23 protein-coding genes are annotated in these 24,239 nt (G+C 67.2%); 16 read left to right on the top strand and 7 right to left on the bottom strand.

Annotated elements, in window-relative coordinates; all coding sequences use genetic code 11:
• Nucleotides 1–99: 99 nt before the first annotated feature.
• Nucleotides 100–720 carry a nucleotide exchange factor GrpE gene (gene grpE, locus ACQR1E_RS08220; RefSeq protein WP_315716824.1) on the top strand — a complete coding sequence of 207 codons (621 nt, stop codon included), beginning with the start codon at nucleotides 100–102 and terminating at the stop codon, nucleotides 718–720.
• Nucleotides 721–876: 156 nt separating this feature from the next.
• Here the strand turns inward: grpE and ACQR1E_RS08215 are convergent, their stop codons facing one another.
• Together ACQR1E_RS08215 and ACQR1E_RS08210 are read right to left on the bottom strand one after the other, a co-directional pair.
• Nucleotides 877–1,812 (bottom strand): hypothetical protein, encoded by a 936-nt coding sequence (locus tag ACQR1E_RS08215; protein ID WP_315716825.1) that lies wholly within the window; start codon nucleotides 1,810–1,812, stop codon nucleotides 877–879.
• Between the two features lie 208 nt (nucleotides 1,813–2,020).
• A complete protein-coding gene (locus ACQR1E_RS08210) occupies nucleotides 2,021–3,529 on the bottom strand; it encodes a hypothetical protein (protein WP_434896894.1) in 1,509 nt (502 codons plus the stop codon).
• Between the two features lie 418 nt (nucleotides 3,530–3,947).
• On the opposite strand from ACQR1E_RS08210, the gene dnaK reads away from it, so the two are divergent.
• The 8 genes from dnaK (at nucleotide 3,948) to ACQR1E_RS08170 (ending at nucleotide 11,217) form a co-directional block, all read left to right on the top strand.
• Nucleotides 3,948–5,843: a molecular chaperone DnaK gene (gene dnaK, locus ACQR1E_RS08205; RefSeq protein WP_315716827.1), complete on the top strand. Its 1,896-nt coding sequence runs from the start codon at nucleotides 3,948–3,950 to the stop codon at nucleotides 5,841–5,843.
• 145 nt (nucleotides 5,844–5,988) lie between these two features.
• On the top strand, nucleotides 5,989–7,119 hold the full coding sequence (gene dnaJ / locus ACQR1E_RS08200) for a molecular chaperone DnaJ (RefSeq protein WP_315716828.1): 1,131 nt from the start codon (nucleotides 5,989–5,991) through the stop codon (nucleotides 7,117–7,119).
• A gap of 236 nt (nucleotides 7,120–7,355) precedes the next feature.
• Nucleotides 7,356–7,958 (top strand): class I SAM-dependent methyltransferase, encoded by a 603-nt coding sequence (locus ACQR1E_RS08195; RefSeq protein ID WP_315716829.1) that lies wholly within the window; start codon nucleotides 7,356–7,358, stop codon nucleotides 7,956–7,958.
• Between the two features lie 45 nt (nucleotides 7,959–8,003).
• Nucleotides 8,004–8,582 carry an NADPH-dependent FMN reductase gene (locus ACQR1E_RS08190; RefSeq protein WP_316186447.1) on the top strand — a complete coding sequence of 193 codons (579 nt, stop codon included), beginning with the start codon at nucleotides 8,004–8,006 and terminating at the stop codon, nucleotides 8,580–8,582.
• Between the two features lie 6 nt (nucleotides 8,583–8,588).
• Nucleotides 8,589–9,320 carry an orotidine-5'-phosphate decarboxylase gene (gene pyrF / locus ACQR1E_RS08185; RefSeq protein ID WP_316186448.1) on the top strand — a complete coding sequence of 244 codons (732 nt, stop codon included), beginning with the start codon at nucleotides 8,589–8,591 and terminating at the stop codon, nucleotides 9,318–9,320.
• A 33-nt stretch (nucleotides 9,321–9,353) separates the two neighbouring features.
• Nucleotides 9,354–9,656, top strand: coding sequence for a DUF1330 domain-containing protein (locus ACQR1E_RS08180; RefSeq protein WP_315716832.1), 303 nt, complete (start codon nucleotides 9,354–9,356; stop codon nucleotides 9,654–9,656).
• 94 nt (nucleotides 9,657–9,750) lie between these two features.
• A complete protein-coding gene (gene dapB, locus ACQR1E_RS08175) occupies nucleotides 9,751–10,569 on the top strand; it encodes a 4-hydroxy-tetrahydrodipicolinate reductase (protein ID WP_316191524.1) in 819 nt (272 codons plus the stop codon).
• Nucleotides 10,570–10,593: 24 nt separating this feature from the next.
• Nucleotides 10,594–11,217: a 2,3-bisphosphoglycerate-dependent phosphoglycerate mutase gene (locus tag ACQR1E_RS08170; RefSeq protein WP_434896893.1), complete on the top strand. Its 624-nt coding sequence runs from the start codon at nucleotides 10,594–10,596 to the stop codon at nucleotides 11,215–11,217.
• A 602-nt stretch (nucleotides 11,218–11,819) separates the two neighbouring features.
• Here ACQR1E_RS08170 and ACQR1E_RS08165 read toward each other — a convergent pair.
• On the bottom strand, nucleotides 11,820–12,719 hold the full coding sequence (locus ACQR1E_RS08165; RefSeq protein WP_315750496.1) for a bifunctional helix-turn-helix domain-containing protein/methylated-DNA--[protein]-cysteine S-methyltransferase: 900 nt from the start codon (nucleotides 12,717–12,719) through the stop codon (nucleotides 11,820–11,822).
• 320 nt (nucleotides 12,720–13,039) lie between these two features.
• Nucleotides 13,040–13,573 carry a DUF2244 domain-containing protein gene (locus tag ACQR1E_RS08160; RefSeq protein WP_316193793.1) on the bottom strand — a complete coding sequence of 178 codons (534 nt, stop codon included), beginning with the start codon at nucleotides 13,571–13,573 and terminating at the stop codon, nucleotides 13,040–13,042.
• Nucleotides 13,574–13,595: 22 nt separating this feature from the next.
• On the opposite strand from ACQR1E_RS08160, the gene nth reads away from it, so the two are divergent.
• The 4 genes from nth to ACQR1E_RS08140 all read left to right on the top strand — a co-directional run bounded on the left by nth (nucleotide 13,596) and on the right by ACQR1E_RS08140 (nucleotide 17,801).
• Complete coding sequence (gene nth, locus ACQR1E_RS08155; protein WP_434896892.1) at nucleotides 13,596–14,420, top strand: endonuclease III; 825 nt, start codon at nucleotides 13,596–13,598, stop codon at nucleotides 14,418–14,420.
• Between the two features lie 209 nt (nucleotides 14,421–14,629).
• Nucleotides 14,630–15,682 (top strand): type III polyketide synthase, encoded by a 1,053-nt coding sequence (locus tag ACQR1E_RS08150; protein ID WP_315750493.1) that lies wholly within the window; start codon nucleotides 14,630–14,632, stop codon nucleotides 15,680–15,682.
• Nucleotides 15,679–16,185, top strand: a complete 507-nt coding sequence (locus ACQR1E_RS08145) for an isoprenylcysteine carboxyl methyltransferase family protein (protein WP_315716838.1) — start codon at nucleotides 15,679–15,681, stop codon at nucleotides 16,183–16,185. The genes ACQR1E_RS08150 and ACQR1E_RS08145 overlap by 4 nt, the downstream gene beginning before the upstream one ends.
• Nucleotides 16,182–17,801, top strand: a complete 1,620-nt coding sequence (locus ACQR1E_RS08140; RefSeq protein WP_434896891.1) for a DHA2 family efflux MFS transporter permease subunit — start codon at nucleotides 16,182–16,184, stop codon at nucleotides 17,799–17,801. The genes ACQR1E_RS08145 and ACQR1E_RS08140 overlap by 4 nt, the downstream gene beginning before the upstream one ends.
• Here the strand turns inward: ACQR1E_RS08140 and ACQR1E_RS08135 are convergent.
• Nucleotides 17,739–18,491 (bottom strand): sulfate transporter family protein, encoded by a 753-nt coding sequence (locus tag ACQR1E_RS08135; RefSeq protein ID WP_434896890.1) that lies wholly within the window; start codon nucleotides 18,489–18,491, stop codon nucleotides 17,739–17,741. The genes ACQR1E_RS08140 and ACQR1E_RS08135 overlap by 63 nt on opposite strands.
• Before the next feature lie 76 nt (nucleotides 18,492–18,567).
• The gene (locus ACQR1E_RS08130; protein WP_434896889.1) at nucleotides 18,568–21,036 is read right to left on the bottom strand and encodes a heavy metal translocating P-type ATPase; all 2,469 of its coding nucleotides are present in this window, start codon (nucleotides 21,034–21,036) and stop codon (nucleotides 18,568–18,570) included.
• On the opposite strand from ACQR1E_RS08130, the gene ACQR1E_RS08125 reads away from it, so the two are divergent.
• Both ACQR1E_RS08125 and ACQR1E_RS08120 read left to right on the top strand, forming a co-directional pair.
• A complete protein-coding gene (locus ACQR1E_RS08125; RefSeq protein WP_434896888.1) occupies nucleotides 21,035–21,292 on the top strand; it encodes a hypothetical protein in 258 nt (85 codons plus the stop codon). The two genes, ACQR1E_RS08130 and ACQR1E_RS08125, sit on opposite strands and share 2 nt — an antisense overlap.
• Before the next feature lie 15 nt (nucleotides 21,293–21,307).
• The gene (locus ACQR1E_RS08120; protein WP_315716843.1) at nucleotides 21,308–21,583 is read left to right on the top strand and encodes a metal-sensitive transcriptional regulator; all 276 of its coding nucleotides are present in this window, start codon (nucleotides 21,308–21,310) and stop codon (nucleotides 21,581–21,583) included.
• Nucleotides 21,584–21,595: 12 nt separating this feature from the next.
• On the opposite strand, the gene ACQR1E_RS08115 is transcribed toward ACQR1E_RS08120, so the two are convergent.
• Nucleotides 21,596–22,573 carry a YiiX/YebB-like N1pC/P60 family cysteine hydrolase gene (locus ACQR1E_RS08115; RefSeq protein ID WP_315716844.1) on the bottom strand — a complete coding sequence of 326 codons (978 nt, stop codon included), beginning with the start codon at nucleotides 22,571–22,573 and terminating at the stop codon, nucleotides 21,596–21,598.
• A 193-nt stretch (nucleotides 22,574–22,766) separates the two neighbouring features.
• Here ACQR1E_RS08115 and ACQR1E_RS08110 point away from each other — a divergent pair, with 193 nt between their 5' ends.
• Entirely contained in the window at nucleotides 22,767–24,179 is a 1,413-nt protein-coding gene (locus ACQR1E_RS08110; RefSeq protein WP_316170009.1) for a flavin monoamine oxidase family protein, read from the top strand.
• The last annotated feature ends 60 nt before the right edge of the window (nucleotides 24,180–24,239 follow it).

Raw genomic sequence — 24,239 nt, 5'->3', positions numbered from 1 at the left:
CGGGCGCGATGGTCAGGCTGCGCTTGATTTTCGACGCTCAAAGCACGATATCCCGCCCCATATCCCCCAAACCCGTCAGCCGAACTTGCGAGTCTGTCCATGACCGATCCCGACCTGCATAAGAATGATCCGGAAAACCCGGCGCAGGCCAGCGAACCCGTCGTCTCCAAGCCCTACATCATGCCCGATGATCCTGAGGCCGGCTCGGCCGAGGCGCTTGCCAAGGAGGCGGCCGACGCGCGCGACAAGATGCTGCGCACGCTCGCGGAGATGGAGAACCTGCGCAAGCGGACGGCCCGTGAAGTCGCCGATGCGCGCATGTACGGCATCACCGGCTTCGCCCGTGACGTGCTCGATATCGCCGACAATCTGCAGCGCGCGCTCGATGCCGTGCCGGCCGAGACGCGCGCCAATGCCGATGCGGGCCTGAAGTCGCTGATCGAGGGCGTGGAGCTCACCGAGCGCTCGCTGCTCAACACGCTGGAGAAGAACGGCGTCAAGAAGTTCGATCCGACGGGACAGAAGTTCGACCCCAACTTCCAGCAGGCGATGTACGAGGTCCCGGATCCGTCGGTGCCGTCCGGTACCGTGGTGCAGGTCGTGCAGGCCGGCTTCATGATCGGCGAGCGCGTGCTGCGTCCCGCGCTGGTCGGCGTGTCCAAGGGTGGCGCGAAGGCGGCGCCGGCGGCGAGCAACGATCAGTCGAACAGCGCCGCCTGACGGCGAGCATAGGCAGGCGTCCTGCTGCCGTCCTGTCGATCGAACGAACAAGCCACGGGCAACGATGCCCGTGGCTTCTTGTTTGTCGGCGCGACTTTGTAGTTCGTCTCACGGCGAGCGGCCGACGTGATCACGACGTCCGATGCCGGACTGGTCTCAGCCTCTCGGCTGGATGCCGTCGCGGACGGCGCGGAAGCGCGGGAAGGCCGCCGACCACTGGTCGCGCGGCGCGCTGCCGATGATCCGCAACGTGTTCGGCCCGCCGAAGCGCAGCCACTGCACCACCGTCACTGGCGTATTGTCCTTGCCGCTGGTGGCGTCGATCCGGGTCTCATAGGCCGGCTGGCCGTCGATGCGGATCGGCTCGGACATCGTGATGCGCGCTTCGCGGACGCCCGGAATGGTGGTGGCCGCCTGCTGCGCGACGCGCGCGCGGTCGCCTGCCTCCGGGGCGACGCCGGCCACCAGCCCGATCACCACGAAGGGCGCGGCCTCGAAGCCCTTGTCCTCTTCGCCATCGGCCAGGATCAGGGCGCCCGGCCCGAGCGTGCGGATGGTCTTGAACCCGGAGAGGTCGGTGACCTTGAACGGCATCATCGCGAGCTGCTCGTCGACCGGAACGTCCTTGCGGACGACGGCGGAGGCGAACATCTGGCGCACGGCATCGTCGGTATAGATCCGGCTCGCGGTCTCCGGGATCTGCACGGCCACGTAGCCGGAGAAGCCGTTGCCGGGCAGGATCATCGAGTAGCGCCGCACCGGCGTGGCGCCATCCCGGCCGTTCTCCACCGTGTAGTAGGCGGTGCCGGCGGCGGTCTCGATGCTCTCCGGCTTGACGCTGCCGGTCCCGGCGGGATTGGCGGTAAACGCATTCTTCACCTCGCCATAGGCGGCCGCCGGCAGTTCGGTCAGCAGCACCTTGACGCTCTGGTCCTCGGTTTCGAAGCCGGAGAACGTCTTGGCCTTGGCGAGTCCCACCAGGGGCGCGAGCCCGATGCGGACGCCGGGCGGAAATATGGCGTCGGCGGCCAATGCGGGGTGCAGCAGCGACATCAGCAGGGTGGCCGCGGCGAAAAATCGAACGATCATCATCAACATTGCCTCGTTGACCGAGGCCTCGTGCCGAGGCGGTCGGGATCCTCGCCAGCGTGGTCTTCGGCGGGCACGCTTTTAGCGGCTTTGCGCCCCCCGCAACAGGCCGGGCGCGCGGTTTTGATCGCCTGCGGCGATTGGCGGGACCCCGCAGGGGCGCATTTCGCGGATAATTCGCCTCGAAAGGCGGATTCAGGATGGTCCAGCGCTAGCTGCGTTTCAGGATTTCGACGCCGTCGACGGTCTGTACCAGCACATAGGGCTCGAGCAGAGCCCTGAGTTCGGGGTCGGAACGCGCCCAATCGCCCCAGTCGCTGTTCTGATTGTCGATCAGGACGACGTCGGGCGGCTGTTTCCGGAAGTCGGCGACGATCCCGGCGCGTTCGCGTTCCACGTAGGGCGCGAGCCTCTGCGCCGTCTGTGAATCGATGGTTCCGTCCTGTTGCGAGCGGCGAACGATTTCCCGAACCCAGAACGCCTCCTGGCGCGAGATCCAGGTGCCATCAAGGGTCCGCACCATGGGGTGGCCGATGACCGCGGCCGCGCTGAGCACCAGCATGCTCGGGTGCGGACCGAGCCGCGCCACCTGGGCTTCGATCTGCCGGACGTCGACGCTGCCATTGAACCAGAAGCAGGTCGGCACGAACAGCACGGCGCCGGCGAGAGCGGTGGCGGCACGCGGCCAGCGTCGCGCGTCGCGGCTGCTGTCGATCGCCGACACCGCAAGGCCGGCGGCAAGCAGCGCCAGCGCGACCATGGGGTAGGCGTGATAGCCCCAGCCTTTCTGCTGCGCGACGAACGACACCAGGAAGCCGAGCGATCCGGCCAGCGTGGTGAAGGACGCCGCGTCGCGCTCGTATTGCCGGCGCTGCAGGAGGAGGACGACGATTGCCGCGGCGAGCCACAGGCCCATCGGCAGAGTGACGAGGATGGTCGGTACGGGCGCCTTCAGAAGCAGATAGACGTCGCGGACCAGCGGATAGATGACCGTGAAATATTCGGGAAAGAACAGGTAGATGCACGCCGCGTTGAGCAGCACCAGGGCCGCGGCGATCCAGTTCTCCAGCGCGAACAGCACGCGCCAGTCGCGCGCCTGCGCGGCGGCGGCGAGAATGCAGAAGCCGACGCTGAAGGCGAAATAGGGCTTGAAGCTCATCGTGAGGCCGGCGCTGAGCCCGGCGATGAGGATGGCCGTCGGGGCTACCCGCTCGCCCTCGGCGCGCAGGATATACACCGCGATCGCCGGCAATATCGTGATCAGGGCCAGATGTTCCCGCTGGCCGAAATCATACATCGGCGCGATCAGGAGCAGGGCGGTCGTCCACGCCGCCAGCCGGCCGTCCGCGAGCCGATGGCGCAGGGCCGATGTCCGCAGCACCAGCCACACCAGCGTCAGGGATGCCGCGGTCAGCGCGAAGATCAGGATATTCGTCGCCAGCTCGGGCCTGAGATGGATCGCACGCGCCAGTGCGACCGCCAGAAGATAGACCGATCCCGCCATCGGCGGATTCGTCTCGAGGATGTCGACGTAGAGTCGCTGGCCATCGAGCATGCGCTCGCTGACGAGGAGCCACCAGCTGACGTCGACATTGAGGGGAAGGATGTACCGCAGCCACGCCGCTGCAACCACGATGGCGCAGATCAGCAGTCCCGGGAACGTGGCCTGGCCGGCTTCGCGCGCGCGTTGCGGAAAGCCCCAATCGGTGTCGATGACCATGCCTCATTCCCGTCCCAGGAGTGCGGCAGGCTAGGGCCCGTGGGTTAACAACGCATTTCGGTCATTGGGGCAGATCAGCGGTACCGGGTCTGTCGCACTTGCCGGCGATCGCACCCTGCGTTTCGCACCAGCCGTTCGATGTGCCGACAGGTGGACCCGCACAGTCGCCTCCGGTCCGAGCCGCCGTTCCGCGTCGCCGCCGGGCCCGATGGGCCGCTCTGATGTCTCCATGATGACCTTGGGCGGCGGCCGTGATTTTCGTGGGGTCGAACCCCTGGTCCGGTCCTTGCGGGCCACTCCCCCCCTCCTATATGACGCTCATCGTCGCAATATCGCGAGCATTTGATCTGAGGGGGTTTTGGATGGGGGCGCCGTCAGGGCCCCACCCAACCTGCCGCAAAAAGAAGGATATGAGACCATGGGAAAGGTCATCGGGATCGATCTCGGCACCACGAATTCGTGCGTGGCCGTCATGGACGGCAAATCGTCGAAAGTCATCGAGAACGCCGAGGGCATGCGCACCACGCCGTCGATCGTCGCCTTCAGTGACGATGGCGAACGTCTGGTCGGTCAGCCGGCCAAGCGCCAGGCCGTGACCAACCCCGAGCGCACCTTCTTTGCGGTCAAGCGCCTCATCGGCCGCCGTTACGACGACCCGATGGTCGAGAAGGACAAGAAGCTCGTCCCCTACAAGATCGTCAAGGCCGGCAACGGCGACGCCTGGGTCGAGGCCGACGGCAAGACCTATTCGCCCTCGCAGGTCTCCGCCTTCATCCTGCAGAAGATGAAGGAGACCGCGGAAGCCCATCTCGGCCAGAAGGTCGACCAGGCCGTCATCACCGTCCCCGCCTATTTCAACGACGCCCAGCGTCAGGCCACCAAGGACGCCGGCAAGATCGCGGGCCTCGAGGTTCTGCGCATCATCAACGAGCCGACCGCGGCCGCGCTCGCCTACGGCCTCGACAAGACCAAGGCCGGCACCATCGCCGTGTACGACCTCGGCGGCGGCACCTTCGACGTCTCGATCCTGGAGATCGGCGACGGCGTGTTCGAGGTGAAGTCGACCAACGGCGACACCTTCCTCGGCGGTGAAGACTTCGACATGCGTTTGGTCAGCTACCTCGCCGACGAATTCCAGAAGGAGCAGGGCATCAACCTGCGCAACGACAAGCTCGCTTTGCAGCGCCTCAAGGAAGCTGCCGAGAAGGCCAAGATCGAGCTGTCGTCGACCACCCAGACCGAGATCAACCTGCCCTTCATCACCGCGGACCAGTCCGGTCCGAAGCATCTGACGATGAAGCTGACCCGCGCCAAGTTCGAGGCGCTGGTGGCCGACCTCGTCGAGAAGACCATCGAGCCGTGCCGCAAGGCGCTGAAGGATGCCGGCCTCACCGCCGGCGAGATCGGCGAAGTGGTGCTGGTCGGCGGCATGACCCGCATGCCGAAGATCCAGGAGATGGTGAAGCAGTTCTTCGGCAAGGAGCCGCACAAGGGCGTCAACCCCGACGAGGTGGTGGCGATCGGCGCGGCCATTCAGGCCGGCGTGCTGCAGGGCGACGTCAAGGACGTGCTGCTGCTCGACGTGACCCCGCTGTCCCTGGGCATCGAGACCTTGGGCGGCGTGTTCACCCGCATCATCGACCGCAACACCACGATCCCCACCAAGAAGAGCCAGGTGTTCTCGACCGCCGAGGACAACCAGAACGCGGTCACCATCCGGGTCTTCCAGGGCGAGCGCGAGATGGCGGCCGACAACAAGATGCTCGGCCAGTTCGACCTGATGGGCATTCCGCCGTCCCCGCGCGGCATGCCGCAGATCGAGGTGACGTTCGACATCGACGCCAACGGCATCGTCAACGTGTCGGCCAAGGACAAGGCCACCGGCAAGGAGCAGCAGATCCGCATCCAGGCCTCGGGTGGTCTGTCGGAGGCCGACATCGACAAGATGGTCAAGGACGCCGAGGCCAACGCCGTGGCGGACAAGAAGCGCCGCGAGGCGGTCGACGCCAAGAACCATGCCGACGCGCTGGTGCACTCGACCGAGAAGGCTCTGGCCGAGCATGGCTCGAAGGTCGCCGACACCGAGCGCCGTGCCATCGAGGATGCCGTCAGCGATCTCAAGGAAGCGCTGAAGGGCGACGATGCCGAGGCGATCAAGGCCAAGACCAATACGCTGGCCCAGGCGTCGATGAAGCTCGGCGAGGCCATGTACAAGCAGCAGGCCGAGAGCGATGCGGCCCGCGACGCCGCCAAGGATGACGTGGTCGACGCGGAGTTCACCGAGGTCGACGACGACAAGAAGAAATCTGCTTAACTGAGGCAGAGGTAGTGACCATGACCCCCATTCCAAAGAGCGCTTTCAGCGGCTCGTTGGATGGGGGTCATTTTCATTGACCCGGAACGCGCGCGGCGATCGCGCCAGCCGTTCCTGTTGGGCGAAGTTCGGGCGGGTTTGATTGATGTCCACCAAGCGCTGCTACTACGAGACCCTGGAAGTCGAGCGCGACGCCGACGAGAGCAAACTCAAGGCCGCCTTCCGCAAGCTGGCCATGAAGTGGCATCCGGACAAGAATCCGGGCGATGCCTCCAGCGAAGTGAAATTCAAGGAAATCAACGAGGCCTATGAGGTGCTGCGCGACGCCGACAAGCGCGCCGCCTACGACCGCTATGGCCACGCCGCCTTCGAGCAGGGCGGCATGGGCGGGGCGCACGGCTTCGGCGCCGGTTTCGCCTCCTCGTTCTCCGACATCTTCGAAGACCTGTTCGGCATGGCCGGGCAGCGCCGCGGCGGCACCGGACGCGAGCGCGGCGCCGATCTGCGCTACAACATGGAAATCACCTTGGAAGAGGCGTTCCAGGGCAAGACCGCACAGATCGAAATTCCGGTCTCGGTGACCTGCGAATCCTGCTCCGGCACCGGCGCCAAGGCCGGCACCAAGCCGAAGACCTGCGCGATGTGCGGCGGCGCCGGCCGCGTGCGGCAGGCGCAGGGCTTCTTCACCCTGGAGCGGACCTGCCCCGGCTGTCACGGCCGCGGCCAGATGATCGAGGACCCCTGTCCGTCATGCTCCGGCTCGGGCCGTGTCACCCGTGACCGCACGCTGTCCGTCAACATTCCCCAGGGCGTCGAGGACGGCACCCGCATCCGTCTCGCCGGCGAGGGTGAGGCGGGCCTGCGCGGCGGGCCGCCGGGCGATCTCTACATCTTCCTGTCGTTGACGGCTCACGAGTTCTTCCAGCGCGACGGCGCCGACCTGCACTGCCGGGTGCCGATCTCGATGGTGACCGCGGCGCTCGGCGGCGAGTTCGAGGTGCCCACGATCGACAAGGGCAAGACCAAGGTGAAGATTCCCGCCGGTGCGCAGTCCGGGCGCCGGTTCCGGATCGCGGCCAAGGGCATGCCGGTGCTGCGCTCGCGCCAGACCGGCGACATGTATGTCCAGATCGTTGTCGAGACGCCGCAGAACCTGACCAAGAAGCAGCAGGAATTGCTGGCCGAGTTCGAGAAGCTGTCCTCGGGAGCAACCCAGCCCGAGGCCGCCGGCTTCTTCACCAAGGTCAAGGACTTCTTCGGCAAGGCGGCGAGCTGAGCCGTGAGTGCAGAACCGCGGGGCCGCATGCTTTCGCTGAACGGCATCGGAATGTCGATGTCGAGCGAATTTGCTGCTCCGCACATGCAAAAAATTATCGAATGCAACTGTAAGAGCGCGGACCCGCCAGCCTTAATCGTACGTTACGGTTCGGCTTGACCGCCCCGCCTGCGCCCTATACGTCTTTGTGACTCTTTTCTGACATCGCCGTGAAGACGGTCCCGTCTGGTACTGAGATGCCCCTGCAAACGTCCGTGCGTGCGTCGAAAAAGCCTCTCCGTCTGGACGACGAAGTGCGCTTCCTCCGCTCATGGATCGAAAAGCCGCTGCACATGGGCGCCGTCATGCCGTCGGGCCGACTGCTGGCCCGCACCATGGCGCAGTACGTCGATCCGCACGGGACAGGCCCCGTCATCGAGCTCGGACCGGGCACCGGCGCGATCACCAATGCGCTGGTCGAACATGGCGTCGATCAGAAGCGGCTGGTGCTGGTCGAGTACAATCCGGGCTTCTGCGCCCTGCTGCGCGACCGCTACCCGCAGGCCAAGGTGGTCCAGGGCGACGCCTATCGCCTTCGCGACACGCTCTGGAACGTGCTCGGTGCCCCGGCCTCGGCCGTCGTCTCCGGCCTGCCGCTCGTGACCAAGCCGATGCTGACCCGCATGAAGCTGATCCGCGATGCGTTCGCGGCGATGTCGCCGAATGCGCCGTTCGTGCAGTTCACCTATTCCGTCGTGCCGCCGATTCCGAAGTCGCTGCCCGGCGTTACCACGCAGGCCTCCGAGCGCATCTGGATGAATCTTCCGCCAGCGCGCGTCTGGGTGTATCGCAAGCCCTGACCGGCGGCCGCGATCCTTCGTGGCGGGTCGTTGACCGACCTCACGATGTCCGCGCTGAAGATGCTCATCATCCCCGGTTCGACGCGAGCCGGCTCGCACAACGCGAAGCTCGCCGCGGCCGCCGCCTATCAGTTCGTGCAGGCCGGCGCCGACATCACCCGCATCTCGCTCGCCGACTTCCCGCTGCCGATCTACGACGCCGACCTAGAGGCGCAATCGGGCATTCCGCTTCACGCCGTGAATCTGACGCGCATGATCGGCGTCCATCATGCCGTGCTGCTGGTGACGCCGGAATACAACGCCTCGGTGCCGCCGCTGCTGACCAACGCCATCACCTGGATCTCGCGCGTCGACGAGCCGCCGGGCAGCCGCGGCGCGGTGTTCCGCAACAGGCCGTTTGCGATCGCCGCCGCCTCCGAGAACCGCTTTGGCGGCATCCGCGCCCTTGCCGCGTTGCGGCTGATGCTGACGGCCTGCAACGCGACGGTGATCCCGAGCCAGCTTGCGTTGGCCTTCGCAGACAAGGCCTACAACGACATGGACCGGCTCAAACTGCCCGCCGACATCACGGCGCTCGACGCGCTGGTGCGGGAGCTGGTCGCAACAGCGCAACATACGATGTGAGGTGACATGCCGACTGAGATTGCTCCCCGCGACCGCCTGATCGTGGCGCTCGATTTGCCGAGCGTGGCGGAGGCCGAAGCCATGATCGCACAGCTCGGCGACGCCGTGACGTTCTACAAGATCGGCATGGAGCTGACCTATGCCGGCGGCCTCGGTCTCGCCGAACGGCTCGCGGCCGAGGGCAAGCACGTGTTCATGGACCTCAAGCTGCACGACATCCCGAACACCGTCGAGCGCGCCACCCGGCAGATCGCCAGGCTCGGCGCGCGCTTCCTCACCGTGCACGGCTTCTCCCAGAGCATGAAGGCGGCGCTCGCCGGCGCTGCCGGCTCCAGCCTCGAGCTGCTCGCCGTCACCGTCATGACCTCCTACGACGATGCTGACCTCGCCGCCGCCGGCTACGCCATGGGTGTCAAGGAACTCGTGGCGCACCGCGCCAGGCAGGCCAAGGAGATCGGCATCCACGGCCTGATCCTGTCGCCGGAGGAGACCCAGCTCATCCGCCCGCTGGTCGGCCCTGATATGCAGCTCGTGACCCCCGGGATCCGCCCGGCGGGATCGGACGTTGGCGACCAGAAGCGCATCATGACCCCGGCGCTGGCGATCGCCGGCGGCGCCGACCGCCTCGTCGTCGGCCGTCCCGTCACCGGCGCCGCCGATCCGGCAGCGGCCGCCGAGAGCATCGTCGCCGACATCGCCAGCGCCGTCGCGCTGGTCGGCAAGACCAACCGAGCTTGAGCAAGCGCGCCAGAGTGCAAGGAGACGACAGGGATGCCCAAGGCCTATTGGATCGCGCGGATCGACGTACACAACATGGACGGCTACAAGGACTACGTCGCGCAGAACGGCGCCGTGTTCCACCAGTACGGCGCCAAATTCCTGGTCCGTGGCGGCCAGTACGAGACCAAGGAAGGCACCTCGCGCTCGCGCAACGTCGTGATCGAGTTCAAGGACTACGCGACCGCGCTGGCGTGCTACAATTCCCCTGAATACCAGCGGCTGGTGGCGATGCGCGCGCCGCATTCGCAAGGCGACTTGGTGATCATCGAGGGCTATGACGGCCCGCAGCCCTGATCGCCGCCCGCCCCGGCCACCCGCGACCTGGCCTCGCTCGGTTGCCGCCGCTATCAGCCCCGGCTATAGCCCTTGAAGGGGCAGAGGAGTTGACATGTCCAAGATGCGCTTGATCGTTGCCGGAGCCGGCGGCCGCATGGGCCGCGCCCTGGTGCGCGCGATCGCCGAGACCGACGGCGCCGTGCTGGCGGGCGCGCTCGAAGCCCCCGGCTCGGAGCTGATCGGCAAGGACTCCGGCGCCCTCGCCGGCCTGCCCGCCAACGGCATCAAGCTGTCGGGCGACCTCTGGAGCATGTCCGCCGAGGCCGACGGCATCCTCGATTTCACCGTCCCGGCCGCGACCATCGCCAATGTCGCCATCGCCGCCCAGCGCGGCATCGTCCACGTCGTCGGCACCACCGGCCTGTCCGCGTCGGACGACGCCGTCATCAGGAGCGTCACCAAGCGCGCCATCGTCGTGCAGTCCGGCAATATGAGCCTCGGCGTCAACCTGCTGGCGGCGCTGGTCAAGCAGGTGGCGAAGTCGCTCGATGCCGGCTTCGACATCGAGATCCTCGAGATGCACCATAAGCACAAGGTCGACGCGCCCTCGGGCACGGCGCTGATGCTCGGACGCGCCGCCGCCGAAGGCCGCGGCATCACGCTCGATGAGCATTCCGCGCGCGGTCGCGACGGCATCACTGGCGAGCGCCGCAGCGGCGACATCGGCTTCGCCTCGCTGCGCGGCGGCACGGCGGCGGGCGATCACAGCGTCATCTTCGCCGGACCCTCGGAGCGGCTGGTGCTGTCGCACCAGGCCGAGGACCGCATGATCTTCGCCCATGGCGCGCTGAAGGCGGCGCTGTGGGCGCATGGCAAGCCGCCGGGCTACTACACGATGGACGACGTGCTCGGCCTCAAGGACCTTTTCTAGTTCAACGTCGATGGAAGCGAACTGATGAGCGAACGTCTCCTGGTGCTGGTGCGCCACGGCCAGAGCGAGTGGAATCTGAAGAACCTGTTCACCGGCTGGAAGGACCCGGACCTGACCGAGCAGGGCGTCGCCGAGGCCAGGGAGGCCGGGCGCAAGCTGAAGGCGCAGGGGCTGGTCTTCGACGTCGCCTTCACCTCGGTGCTGACGCGCGCCCAGCACACGCTCGACCTGATCCTGACCGAGCTCGGCCAGACCGGCCTGCCGATAGCCAAGAACCTCGCGCTCAACGAGCGCGACTATGGTGACCTCTCGGGCCTCAACAAGGACGACGCCCGCGCCAGATGGGGCGAGGAGCAGGTCCACATCTGGCGCCGCTCCTACGACGTCCCGCCGCCCGGCGGCGAGAGCCTCAAGGACACGCTGGCCCGCGCGCTGCCCTACTACGTCCAAGAAATTCTCCCGGGCGTCCTCCGCGGCCAGCGCACCCTGGTCGCCGCCCACGGCAACTCGCTCCGCGCCCTGATCATGGTGCTGGAAAAGCTGACGCCCGAAGGCATCCTGAAGCGCGAACTGGCGACCGGCGTGCCGATCATCTACCGCCTGAACGCCGACTCGACGGTCGAGTCGAAGCTGGACCTGGCGGGCTAGGACCGTCGCCAGATTCCACTGCTCATGGGTGATCGCATCCCCATGAGTTGAAGCCCAGCCCCCGCCGTATCGACGCTGCGCTCCCTCTGCCCGTTCTCAAGGGCAGAGAATTGAGAGCAGCCGAGGTGAGCCCCGCTGTCACCCTCCCCTGGAGGGGAGGGTCGGCTCAGATGCGCGGAGCGCATGTGTGCCGGGGTGGGGTGATCTCTCCACTTGCACCGGTTTCCGCGGCTCACCCCACCCCGCTCGCCCGCTTCGCGCGCGATCGACCCTCCCCCTCCAGGGGAGGGTGAGACTGAGATCGCGGCGCCTGCCGTCGGCATCATCGAAAGTTGGCGACGTTCGCGCAGCGCAACCGCCACGATCTGCCATGCGATGGATTCCGGGCTCGTGTTGCGCACGCCCCGGAATGACAGCGGAGAGAGTGGCGCCTGACTGGAATTCGTGTCGTACGAAAAGCTGCGTAGTTTCTCAGTCGTCATGCCCCGCGAAGGCGGGGCATCCAGTACGCCGTGACGGTCGCGAGACTCGAGACGTCGGTGTTTACTGGATCGTCAGCGTTCGCGGACGGTGACAGCGAGAGTAGCAGCGGCCTCGCCGCTCTACCCCATCCCCACCTGCCCGGCCTCCCACCCGATCATCGCCTGCTTCCGGGTCAGCCCCCAATGATAGCCCGTCAGCGCGCCGGTCTTGCCGAGCGCGCGATGGCACGGCACCACGAACGAGATCGGGTTCTTGCCGACCGCCGCGCCCACGGCGCGCGAGGCTTTCGGCGACTCCAGCCGTGTCGCGATGTCCGAGTAGCAGACGGCGCGGCCCATGGGGATCTTGAGCAGGGTTTCCCAGACGCGGACCTCGAAGTCGGTGCCGATCAGGACGACGCGCAAGGGCTGGTCGGGCCGCCACAGGGTCTTGTCGAAGATGCGCTGGGCGAGGCCGGCGGTGCCGGGGACGTCTTCGATATAGGTGGCGCGGGGCCAGCGGCTCTTCATGTCGGCGAGCGCGCCAGCCTCCTCGCCGGGGTCGGCGAAGGCGAGGCCGGCGAGGCCACGCGGGGTGGCCATCACCAGCGCGATGCCGAACGGGCAGGGGTGGAAGCCGTAACGAAGCGTGGTGCCGGCGCCGCCGGTCTTCCATTCGCCGGGCGACATCGCTTCATGGGTGACGAACAGATCGTGCAGCCGGCCGGGGCCTGAAAGCCCCGAGTCGAGCGCGGCGTCGAGCACGCTGGCTGAGCTCTTCAGCAGGCCCTTGGCGTGATCGAGCGTCAGTGCCTGCATGAACGCCTTCGGCGTCAGCCCGGCCCAGCGCCGGAACAGATGGTGCAACTCGTCGGGCGTGAGGCTGGCGGCGTCGGCCATGTCCTCGATGGTCGGCTGCCGGCGCCAGTGCTCGGAGATGAACGCGATCGCGCGGCGCACCGCATCGTAGTCGCGCAGCGCGGCCGATTGTTGCGGGCCCGGCTTGGCCAGGGCGGAATCGTGAATGGCGAGGGTCATCATGATCCGGATGTAGGGCGGCCGGGGCGCGGACTCCACCCGATTTCCGATCGGGAGGCTAGGGGCGTTGCGATCGGCTTCGGCTTGAAACAGGAGTTTCCCGGCTTGCTCCGTCATTCCGGGGCATCGCGCAGCGATGAGCCCGGAATCCATAACCACGAGAAGACGTGTGAGGCGAGATGCCCACTACCCGCGTGCCCCACACAAGGTCCTGTGGGTATGGGTTCCGGGCTCGCGCTGCGCGCGCCCCGGAACGACGCCGGAGGGTGTTAGCGGCGCTTTCGCCTGGGTAGAGCTGCCCGCAGTCAGTGCCCTTGGACGCGCTACAGCGGGTTGTACACCGGCCCGCGCTTCGCGGCCTGCAGCCCGGCCGTGAGGGCCTTCGCAAAACTGGCTTTCTCCTCCGGGCCCAAAAAGCTCGCGATGGCGACGCGCTGGCCGCGCGCCACCAGGTAGAGGCGCTCGATACCGAACTCCTCGTGGGTCTCCTGGTCGAGCCGCACCCAGAGCGGGTTGAAGCGCCATTCCATGACGTGGCCCTTGTGGCTGACGCGGCGCAGGCGCAGCTCGGTCAGGGTGATCGAGACGTCCTCATAGGCGTTGGCGCGGCGGAAGTTGACCTTGAAGGCCCAGTAGATCGCGAGCGCATCCAGGCCGAAGAAGCCGAGCACCGGCCAGGCGCCCATCAAGAGCGAGGCGATGCCGCCGATGAAGCTGATGGCGCAGACCACGACCATCAGCACCAGAAAGCCGGTGCGGCTGAGCGAGCGATGCGGCGTCAGCCGGGCCGAAAACAGCTCGGGATCAGCGGCGTCAGTGCCGGTCTCCTGATACGCAAAAGCATTGCCTGGCGTCATGGGGCCTCAGTATACCCGGATCATGGCCAAAATCACCCGCCCCCAACGCGCCAAGCCGGCGCCGGTTCGCAGCCCCTTGAAGAAGGCCGCTCCCAAGGCCGCTCCCAAGTCAGCCCTCAAGGCCGCCTCGAAACGGGCCGCCAAGAAGGCTCCGACGGCCAAGCTGAAGAGCCCTGCCCGGCCGGTCAAGACAGCGTTGAAGGCGGCCAGGCCCTGGACGCCGGCCGAGATCCGCGAGGCCTTCAGCCGCTTCGCTCAGGCCAATCCCGAGCCGAAGGGCGAGCTCGAGCACCTCAACCCCTACACCTTGCTGGTGGCCGTGGTGCTGTCGGCGCAGGCGACCGACGCCGGCGTCAACAAGGCGACGCGGCCGCTGTTCGCCGTCGCCGACACGCCGCAGAAGATGATCGCGCTCGGCGAGGACAAACTCCGCGACTACATCAAGACCGTCGGCCTCTACCGCACCAAGGCCAGGAACGTGATCGCGCTGTCGCAAAAGCTGATCAGCGAGTTCGGCAGCGAGGTGCCGCGTACGCGCGCCGAGCTCGAGTCGCTGCCCGGTGCCGGCCGCAAGACCGCGAACGTCGTGCTCAACATGGCGTTCGGCGAGCACACGATGGCGGTCGACACCCATGTGTTCCGCGTCGGCAACCGCACCGGGCTGGCACCCGGCAAGACGCCGCTCGAGGTCGAGCTCGGGCTGGAGAAGGCGATCCCGGCCGAGTTCATGCTGCATGCCCATCACTGGCTGATCCTGCACGGCCGCTACACGTGCCTGGCGCGCAAGCCGCGCTGCGAGCTGTGCCTGATCAAGGACCTCTGCCGCTGGCCGGAGAAGACCGCCTGATACGTTGTGTGTGACGAACGGTTTCGCCTGAGAACGCGTTTGACAGTCACTATTGTGTCACGGCGCGACGCCGTCTCACCATGGCCGGGCCACATCGCCGCCCGCATTGGACATAAGATGACACCCGTAATCCGGGGCGATGTGAGTGGCGCGTGACGATTCCCGCGTTCTCGGACCTTTCTGCGCCGGGACGTTGAAGGATCAGCCGCATGGACAACACTGCCGCACTCGTGTCGCTCGCGACCTCGGTGCCACCGCATCAGTTTCGCCAGAACGAAGTGATGGAGGCCGCCCGCGTGGTGCTGGCGCCGCGCTTTCCGCAGTTCGACACGATGGCGAGCCTGTTCGCCAACACCGGCATCCGCCAGCGCTACGGCGTCAAGCCGATCGAATGGTACATGGAGCGGCGCGGCTGGCCGGAGCGCACCGAAGCCTATCTCGAAGGCGCCGAGGCGCTGTTCGTCGACGCGGCGAACAAGGCGCTTGCGCAGGCCGATCTCAACGCCGCCGACATCGACACCATCGTCACCGTGAGCTCGACGGGTATCGCGACGCCGACCTTGGAAGCGCGCGTCGCCGGCCGCCTGGGTTTTCGCGCGGACGTGTCGCGCGTGCCGGTGTTCGGGCTCGGCTGCGCCGGCGGCGTCTCGGGCCTGTCGATCGCCGCGCGCCTGGCGCAGGCCCGGCCCGGCACCAACGTGCTGCTGGTGACCTTCGAACTGTGCACACTGGCTGTCCGCCATGATGAGTTGACGAAGGCCAACATCGTCGCGCTGAGCCTGTTCGGCGATGGCGCGGCGGCCGCGATCCTGCGCGCCGGCGATGGCGGCGCTATCCGCGTCGAGGCGACCGGCGAGAAGCTGTGGCCCGATACGCTCGACATCATGGGCTGGAGCGTCGATCCCGAAGGTTTTGGCGTGATCTTCCAGCGCACCATTCCGGACTTCGTCACCGAGAACATGGGCCCGGCGGTCAACGAGATCCTGGAGCGGATGAAGCTCGCGCCTGCCGACGTCGACCGCTTCGTCTGCCATCCCGGCGGCGCCAAGGTGATCACGGCGCTGGAGCGCGCGCTGTCGCTGGATCAGGGCACGCTGGACCATGAGCGCGAGATCATCGCCGACTACGGCAACATGTCCGCGCCGACGGTGCTGTTCGTGCTGGAGCGCGCCCGAGCCCGGGGCTTGCCGCCGCGCTCGGTGCTGACTGCGCTCGGACCTGGGTTCACCGCAAGCTGCGTTTCATTGAGGCACGCCGCATGACCTTCGCCGCCTTCGTCCTCGCCCTCGTCACCATGCAGCGGCTCGGCGAGCTCGTGCTCGCCCGCCACAACACCAAGCGCCTGCGCGCCATGGGCGCGGTTGAGGTCGGGGCGGATCATTATCCGCTGATGATCTCGATGCATGCGGCCTGGCTGGTATCGCTGTGGCTGCTCGGCGCCGACCAGGAGGTCGACCCGTGGCTCTTGAGCGGCTTCGTGCTGCTGCAGGGGCTGCGCTGGTGGGTGCTGGCGACGCTCGGTCCGCGCTGGACGACGCGCATCATCATCCTGCCGGGGGCGCCCCTCGTCACCGATGGTCCCTATCGTTACATCTCGCATCCGAACTATCTGGTGGTCGCAGCCGAGATCGCGCTGCTGCCGCTGGCGCTGCATCTGCCACTGATCGCCCTGATCTTCTCCGGCCTGAATGCGGCGGTGCTGTTCATCCGCATCCGCGCCGAATCGGAAGCACTCACCGGCATCGGCGGCGGCCAGACCGCATGAGCGCATCGGCCGCGCCGCAGGATCGTCCGAGCCTCGCCACCTGGCTCGGCTTCATCCTGATGTGCGTCGGCATGTTCATGGCGATCCTGGACATCCAGGTGGTGGCGACGTCGCTGCCGACCATCCAGGAGGCGCTCGGCATCACGCCGGAGGCGATGAGCTGGATCCAGACGGCGTATCTGATCGCCGAGATCATCGCCATTCCGCTCACCGGGCTGCTCACGCGGGTGTTCACGTTGCGCTGGCTGTTCGTCGGCGCCGTCGGCATCTTCACCGCCGCCTCGCTCGGTTGCGCGTTCAGCGGCGATTTTCACACGCTGCTGGCGTTCCGCGTGCTGCAGGGCTTCTTCGGTGGTCTCTTGATTCCGGTCGTGTTCTCCGCCGTGTTCCTGCTGTTTCCACCGCGCCTGCACGCGGTCGCGACGACGATCGGCGGCGTGGTCGCGGTGCTCGCGCCGACCATCGGCCCGGTCGTCGGCGGCTTCATCACCAACACCTGGTCGTGGCCCTGGCTGTTCCTGATCAACATCGCGCCCGGCCTCGTCGCCGCGCTGGCGACGCCCGGCCTGCTGCCGAAGCAGCGCATGGACCTCGCGGAGCTCGACAAGCTCGACCTGTTTGCGCTGCTGCTGCTCGCAGTGTCCCTGGCCAGCCTCGAGCTCGGGCTGAAGGAGGCGCCGAAGGGCGGCTGGCTGTCGTCGAACTGCATCGCGTTCCTGGTGCTGAGCGCGTCGTGCCTCACCTTGCTCGTCCAGCGCCTGCTGACCTCACCGCATCCGATCCTGCGGCTCGGCAGCTTTCAGCGGCGGTCGTTCACGCTCGGCTGCCTGTCGAGCTTCTGTCTGGGCATCGGGCTGTTCGGCTCGGTGTATCTGATGCCGGTGTTCCTCGCCTTCGTGCGCGGCCACGATGCGTTCGAGATCGGCAAGATCATGCTGGTCACCGGCGTGGCGCAACTGATCGCCGCTCCGCTGGTGACGGCGCTGGACGGCAAGGTCGACGCGCGTCTCCTGACGGCGTTCGGTTTCGTGCTGTTCGGCTCCGGTCTGGCCGCGAGCGCGTTCCAGCCGCCGACCGCCGACTATCAGGAGATGTTCTGGCCGCAGGTGGTGCGCGGCGTCGGCATCATGTTCTGCCTGCTGCCGCCGACGCGGATCGCGCTCGGCGACCTGCCACAGGCCGAGGTCGCCGACGCCAGCGGGCTGTTCAACCTGATGCGTAATCTCGGCGGCGCCATCGGCATCGCGCTGATCGACACCATCATCTATGGCCGCGTCGCCATGCATGCCCAGGCGTTTCGCGACCGCCTGCTGGCCGGCGATACCGCGGCGGCCAAGGCAATCGGGCTCGCGCCGGAGCTGCTGCGCAACCGGCCGCGCGGCATCTCGGAGGAGCAGGCGATCGCCTATGTCCGGCCGCTGGTGGAGAAGGCCTCGCTGGCGCTGTGCGTCAACGAGGCCTGGTCGCTGCTCGCTGGTGTCGCGCTGCTCGGCTTCCTGCTGATCCCCTTCGCCCGCAGCAAGGCGGCGAGCCTGTCGCCGCGGATGATGGCGCTAGAGGCTGCGCAGCCGGCGCTCCGGCGACGGCTCGATCAGCTCGGGCCGCGGTCCGGATAGGCGCTTGTGCAGGTGGACCATGAAGGCCATGCCGAACAGCGGCGTCGCCAGGTTCACGATCGGGATGGTGACGAAGGCCGCGATGATCAGCCCCGCGGTGAACACCGTGATCGCATTGTCGCGCCGCATCGCCTTGGCCTCCGCCGGCGGCCGGAAGCGCATCGCGGCGAGCTCGAAATATTCGCGGCCGAGCAGCCACGCGGTGGCGAGGAAGAAGATCACGAAGCCGGCGCCGGCCAGGAACACGAAGGGCAGGGCGACCAGATAGACCAGGATGGTGAGGCAGGCGGCCTTGAGGCCCTCGATGATGGCGACGCCGAATGGCAGGGCGACGCCGGGGCGCTCGGCCGGATAATGCTCGCGCTCGACAAGGTCCGCGACGTCGTCGACGAACAGGCTCGCGATCACCGAGGTGATTGCCGGCATCAGCATGATGCCGCCGAACACGACGCCGAAGCCGGCGGCGATCGAGATGATCCAGGTCAGCACCTCGAGCGTGCCGTGCGAGTTCGGCCCGAGCATGGCCTCCGCCCAGCCCTCGCCGGCAGTCGCGAGCCAGGTCAGGAGCCGCTGCAGCCCGATCGCGAGCACCGTGACCAGCACCAGCGCCAGCCCGATCGAGCGCCACAGGATCGAGCGCATCGGCGGCGACAGAATCTGCGAAATCGCCTTGATGGCGGCGTCGATCATGGCGGGGTCCCTCGCTGCAAAGCCCGCGGCAGAGGTAGACATGCCGGCGGGCTTCGGCAAGTCCGCCGGCATCGTATCAAAGATCGGTCGCCCGCAGCCGCAGCGCGTTGCCGACCACGCTGACCGACGACAGCGACATCGCCGCCGCTGCGATGATCGGCGACAGCAGGATGCCGAACAGGGGATAGAGGATGCCGGCGGCGATCGGGATGCCGGCGGCGTTGTAGATGAACGCGAAGAACAGGTTCTGGCGGATGTTGCGCATCGTCGCCGCCGACAGTTTTCGCGCCCGCGCGATACCGCCGAGGTCGCCCTGCAGCAGCGTGATGCCGGCGCTCTCCATCGCCACGTCGGTGCCGGTGCCCATGGCGATGCCGACGTCGGCCGCGGCGAGCGCCGGCGCATCGTTGACGCCGTCGCCGGCCATCGCGACGATCTTGCCGCTGGCGCGCAGACGCGCGACCACGGCGCTCTTCTGCTCGGGCAGCACCTCGGCCTCGACCTCGGTGATGCCGATCCTGCGCGCGACCGCGGTGGCCGTGGTGCGGTTGTCGCCGGTCAGCATGATCACCTTGATGCCGTCGGCCGCGAGTGCCTTCAGCGCCTCCGGCGTCGACGCCTTGACCGGATCGGCGACCGCAAACAGCGCAGACGGCTTGCCGTCGACGGCCATCGTGATCACGGTGGCGCCCTCTTCGCGCAGCCGCTTGCTCTCGACGCCGAGCGTATCAGTGATGATGCCGAGCGAGGCGAGATAGGTCGCATTGCCGAGTACGATGGCCTTGCCGTCGACCTCGCCGCGCGCGCCCTTGCCGGTCGGCGCGTCGAAGTTCTTGACGTCGGCGAGCTTGATGTTGCGCTCCGCGGCATGCCGGACGATGGCCTCGGCCAGCGGATGCTCGCTGGCGCGCTCGACGCTGGCGGCCAGCCGCAGCGCGTCGGCCTCGTCGAAGCCTTGAGCGGTGACGATCGCCGTCACCTTCGGCTTGCCCTCGGTCAGGGTGCCGGTCTTGTCGACGACCAGCGTATCGACCTTCTCCATCCGCTCCAGCGCCTCGGCGCTCTTGATCAGCACGCCGGCCTGGGCGCCGCGACCGACCCCGACCATGATCGACATCGGCGTCGCAAGACCGAGCGCGCAGGGACAGGCGATGATCAGCACGCTCACGGCGGCGACGAGGCCGAAGGCGAAGCGCGGCTCGGGACCGAACGCGTACCACGCGACGAAGGCGGCAATGGCAGCAGCGATCACCATCGGCACGAACCAGCCCGCGACCTGGTCGGCGAGGCGCTGGATCGGCGCGCGCGAGCGCTGCGCATCGGCGACCATCTGCACGATCTGCGACAGCAGCGTCTCGCGGCCGACCTTGTCGGCGCGCATCACGAAGCTGCCGGTCTGGTTCAGGGTGCCCGCGATGACGCGCTCGCCCTCGTCCTTGGTCACCGGCATCGACTCGCCGGTGACGAGCGATTCGTCGAGCGACGAGCGGCCTTCGAGAATGATGCCGTCGACCGGCACCTTCTCGCCCGGGCGCACACGCAGGCGATCGCCGACCGCGAGCTCGGCGATCTCCACCTCATGATCGTTGCCGTCGGCATCGAGGCGGCGCGCTGTTTTGGGCGCGAGCTGCAACAGCGCCTTGATCGCGCCCGACGTTGCCTCGCGCGCGCGCAGCTCCAGCACCTGGCCGAGCAGGACGAGAATGGTGATGACCGAGGCCGCCTCGAAATACACCGCCACCGCGCCGCCATGGCCACGGAACGCCGGCGGAAACGCCTGCGGCGCGACGGTCGCGATCACGCTGTAGACATAGGCGACGCCCGTGCCCATCGCGATCAAGGTGAACATGTTGAGATTGCGGGTCTGGACCGACTGCCAGCCGCGCATGAAGAACGGCCAGCCGGCCCACAGCACGACCGGCGTCGCCAGCGCGAACTGGATCCAGTTCGACAGCACGGGATCGATCAGGCCGTGGCCGCCGACGAGGTGGCCGCCCATCTCGAGCACGACAACGGGTGCCGACAGCACAGCGCCGATCCAGAACCGCCTGCTCATGTCGGCGAGCTCGGGATTGGGCGCATCGTCGAGGCTGATGACGTCGGGCTCCAGCGCCATGCCGCAGATCGGGCAGGTGCCTGGGCCTTCCTGACGGATCTCGGGATGCATCGGGCAGGTGTAGATCGTGCCTGCCGGCATCTCCGGCGGCGGCTCGCGTTCGCCGAGATACTTGTCCGGCTCGGCCGCGAACTTGGTGCGGCAGCCGGCCGAGCAGAAATGGAAGGTGTGACCCTGATGGTCGAAACGATGTGTCGAGGTCGCAGGATCGACGCTCATGCCGCAGACGGGATCGATGACCGTTGCCGGGTCATGCTCATGGTGGTCATGACCGCCACAGCATGACTGAGCGGCTGCAGGCGCTGCGGCCGTCGCGAGATACTTGGCGGGATCGGCGGCGAACTTGGTGCGGCAGCCGGCGGAGCAGAAATGGAAGGTCTGTCCCTGATGCTCGAAGCGATGCTTCGAGGTCACGGGATCGACCGACATGCCGCAGACCGGATCCGTTGCCTTCGCTGGTTCAGGCGCGGCGGGGTCCGAGCCGCCGCAGCAGGCGCCCGAAGCGCTGGCGGGCGCCGCGCCGGCACGATCGCTGCAACAACTGTCCGCGGATGCCTGTTCGTGTCCGGTTTCCACCGCGCGCGCGCGCGATCCACAGCCGCATCCGCCCTCGCCGCCCGCCGCGACGCCATGCTCGTGTCTGGTTTCCGACATCGCTCAGCCTCTTGAAACCTATACCCTGTAGGGGTATATAGGCTCCATGCGCGAGGACATCAAGACATCCTGTCAGAAACGTTTGAGTCGGATCGAAGGGCAGGTCAGGGGCCTGTCGAAAATGGTCGAGGACAACCGCTACTGCATCGACATCGTCACCCAGATCTCCGCTGTGCGGGCGGCGTTGCGCCGGGTCGAGGAGGAGATCTTGCGCGACCACGTCGCGCATTGCGTCGAGCACGCCATCGCATCGGGCGACAAGGCCGATCAACGGCAGAAGATCGCGGAGTTGATGGATGTGATCGGCCGGTCTGATCGCTGAGGTCAGCCCAGCTCAGACCGCCACCTTGTTGCGGCGGCGCGCGGTCGGACGTGGCGCGACGTTTCGTACCGGCTCGGCGACGAGAAAATGCTCGTTGACCACGAGCCGTTCGCCGAGCTTCGCAACTATTTCCTCAGCCGCAGCCTGCTGCGTCGCCTCTTCGTCAGCCGTCTCAGGAACGAGCGGCGGCGCTGTGATGGCTCCTGGAAACACGGCGAACTCGCCCGCTACCTCCGCGAGCGGCTTCTGCTTGTCGGCCCAATGCAGCGTCGTGTAGTCGAATCCATTGACGATGGTCGGCTTGACGATCTCGAAATAGGGCGAGATGTCGAAGTCGCGCGGCATGTAGAGCGAGGAATCGCGGATGTGCAGGATCTCGCGCTTGGCGCGCCGCGATGGCGCCCGCGTGATCTTGGGCAGGATCGGGTAGCGCACCGCATCGAAGGCCTGCGCGATCAGCGCCGAGCAGATCATCTTGGTCGGATCACCCGAGCCCAGCGCGATCATGCGCCGCCGCCAGCGTTGCGGAATCGGCATCGGGATCAGATAGCGCATCAGGTCGATGATGTTCTTGGTGTCGTAGCCGAAGCCGATGCGATTGATGGCGTAGCGGCACACCGTGTGCCGGTCCTCATAGGTCAGGCCGACCGGACGGCACACACGGGTGTGATAGGCGAAATATTTCGACAGCGGCGCCGAGATCACGCCGTCGCCGACATAGGCCTCGACCAGCACATGCGGCTCGCCGTCGGGCTCGACGGCGCCGTCGATCGGTCCGACATAGAGCGCGGCGTGCGACCAGGTCGACTGCGTGAGGTATTTGATGATGCCGGAGATGCGGCTGTTGCCCTCGACGAGCAGCACGTCGCCGGGCTGGACGTCCTTGCGCAGATAGTCCGGATCGCTCGGCGTGAACGGCTCATAGCCGGGGATCTCCTTCTGGAGATAGGCGGCAATCAGCTTGCCGATCTGATCAAGTACGATACCCATAACGCTCCCCGGGCGACCTTGGCCGGTCGCCGGCTTTTTTCCCTTCTTCCATGATGGTCGATTGCGGTTGCAATTTGGTTCATAGTCGACGCGTTCTGCACGGTATCACGTTTACCATCCCGGTTGCCGCAGCGCGGCAGATGCGGCAAATTCGCGGGTATTCGTTTGGTTCAAAGCTTTCGGAAACCATGTCATGAATGTCACGCGCCGCGGCTTCCTCTCCGCTTCCGCGGCGCTGGCCGTGCTGCCCATCGCCGGCCGCGCCGCGCAGGCGGCTGTTCCACGAGAGGCTGACATTGTCGTGATCGGGGCGGGTGCGGCGGGAATCGCCGCGGCCCGCCGCATCGTCGCGGCCAATCGCAAGGTCGTGGTGCTGGAGGCCGCGCCACAGCTCGGCGGCCGTTGCCGCACGGATGCAGCCACCTTCGGCGTGCCGTTCGATCGCGGCGCCCGCTGGCTGCTCAACGCCGACGGCAATCCCATCAGCAGGCTCGCGCGCGGTCTCGGACTCGATCTCGTCGCGGCTCCCGTCGGGCAGAAGATCCGCGTCGGCCGGCGCAATGCGCGGCCCGGCGAGACCGAGCAGTTCCTGGCGGGGCTGGTGCGCGCCAATCGCGCCATCGACGAGGCGGCGCGCGGCAAGCTCGATACGTCCTGCGCCGCGGCGCTGCCGAAAGATCTGGGCGACTGGACCAGCACCACGGCATTCGTGCTCGGCGCCAGCGCGACCGGGAAGGATCTCGCCGATCTCTCCGCGATGGACAAGGCGCGTGCGCAGGATCGCAGCGCGCCGCTGGCCTGCCGCCAGGGGCTGGGCACGTTCATCGCCAGGCTCGGCGAATCGTTGCCGTTGTCGCTGTCGACTCCAGCAACGCGCGTCGTGTGGGCCAACCGCGACGTCGCGGTGGAAACGCCGGCGGGGCGAATCGCGGCGCGCGCCGTCATCCTCACGGTGTCGACCAACGTGCTGACATCAGGCGCCATCAAGTTCGCGCCCGAGCTGCCCAAGCGGCAGCTCGACGCCGCCGCGAAGCTCAGCCTCGGCAGCTATGATCACATTGCGCTGATGCTCGCGGGCAATCCGCTCGGCCTGTCGCGGGACGAGGTCATCATCGAGCAGAGCAATTCCAGTCGCACAGGTCTGCTGCTTGCCAATATCGGCGGATCGTCGCTTTGTACCGTCGATGTTGCCGGCGCCTTCGGCCGCGAACTATCAGCGCAGGGCGAGGCGGCGATGGTCGACTTCGCCAGGGAGTGGATAGGCAAGCTGTTTGGAAGCGAGGCCGCCGCAGCGGTGAAGTCGTCCGCAGCGACGCGCTGGAACCTGGCGCCGGGCGTGCTCGGCGCGATGTCGGCGGCCACGCCCGGCAGCCAGGGCGCCCGCAAAATATTGGGCGAGCCCTTGGGTCCGCTGTTTCTTGCGGGAGAGGCCACGCACGAAGCGCTGTGGGGCACGGTCGACGGCGCCTGGGACTCCGGCGAGCGCGCCGCGGAAGCCGCGCTGCGCCGGATCGGCGCGATCAAGGACGCCGAACCGGAGCCGAGCAGTGAGCGGCAACGACCGCGCCGTCGTGGCAAGGTGCGCTCGGCCTCGCCGGAGGATTGACCGTCGATCCGCAAGCTCATCAGCAAGAGGGTGGGCACGGCGCAACTGCGATCTCAAGCG

This window comes from Bradyrhizobium sp. HKCCYLRH1030 (assembly GCF_051168395.1).
Lineage (GTDB): Bacteria > Pseudomonadota > Alphaproteobacteria > Rhizobiales > Xanthobacteraceae > Bradyrhizobium.
Note: the sequence above shows the minus strand (reverse complement) of the source record. Positions and strands in the feature narration are given on the sequence as shown.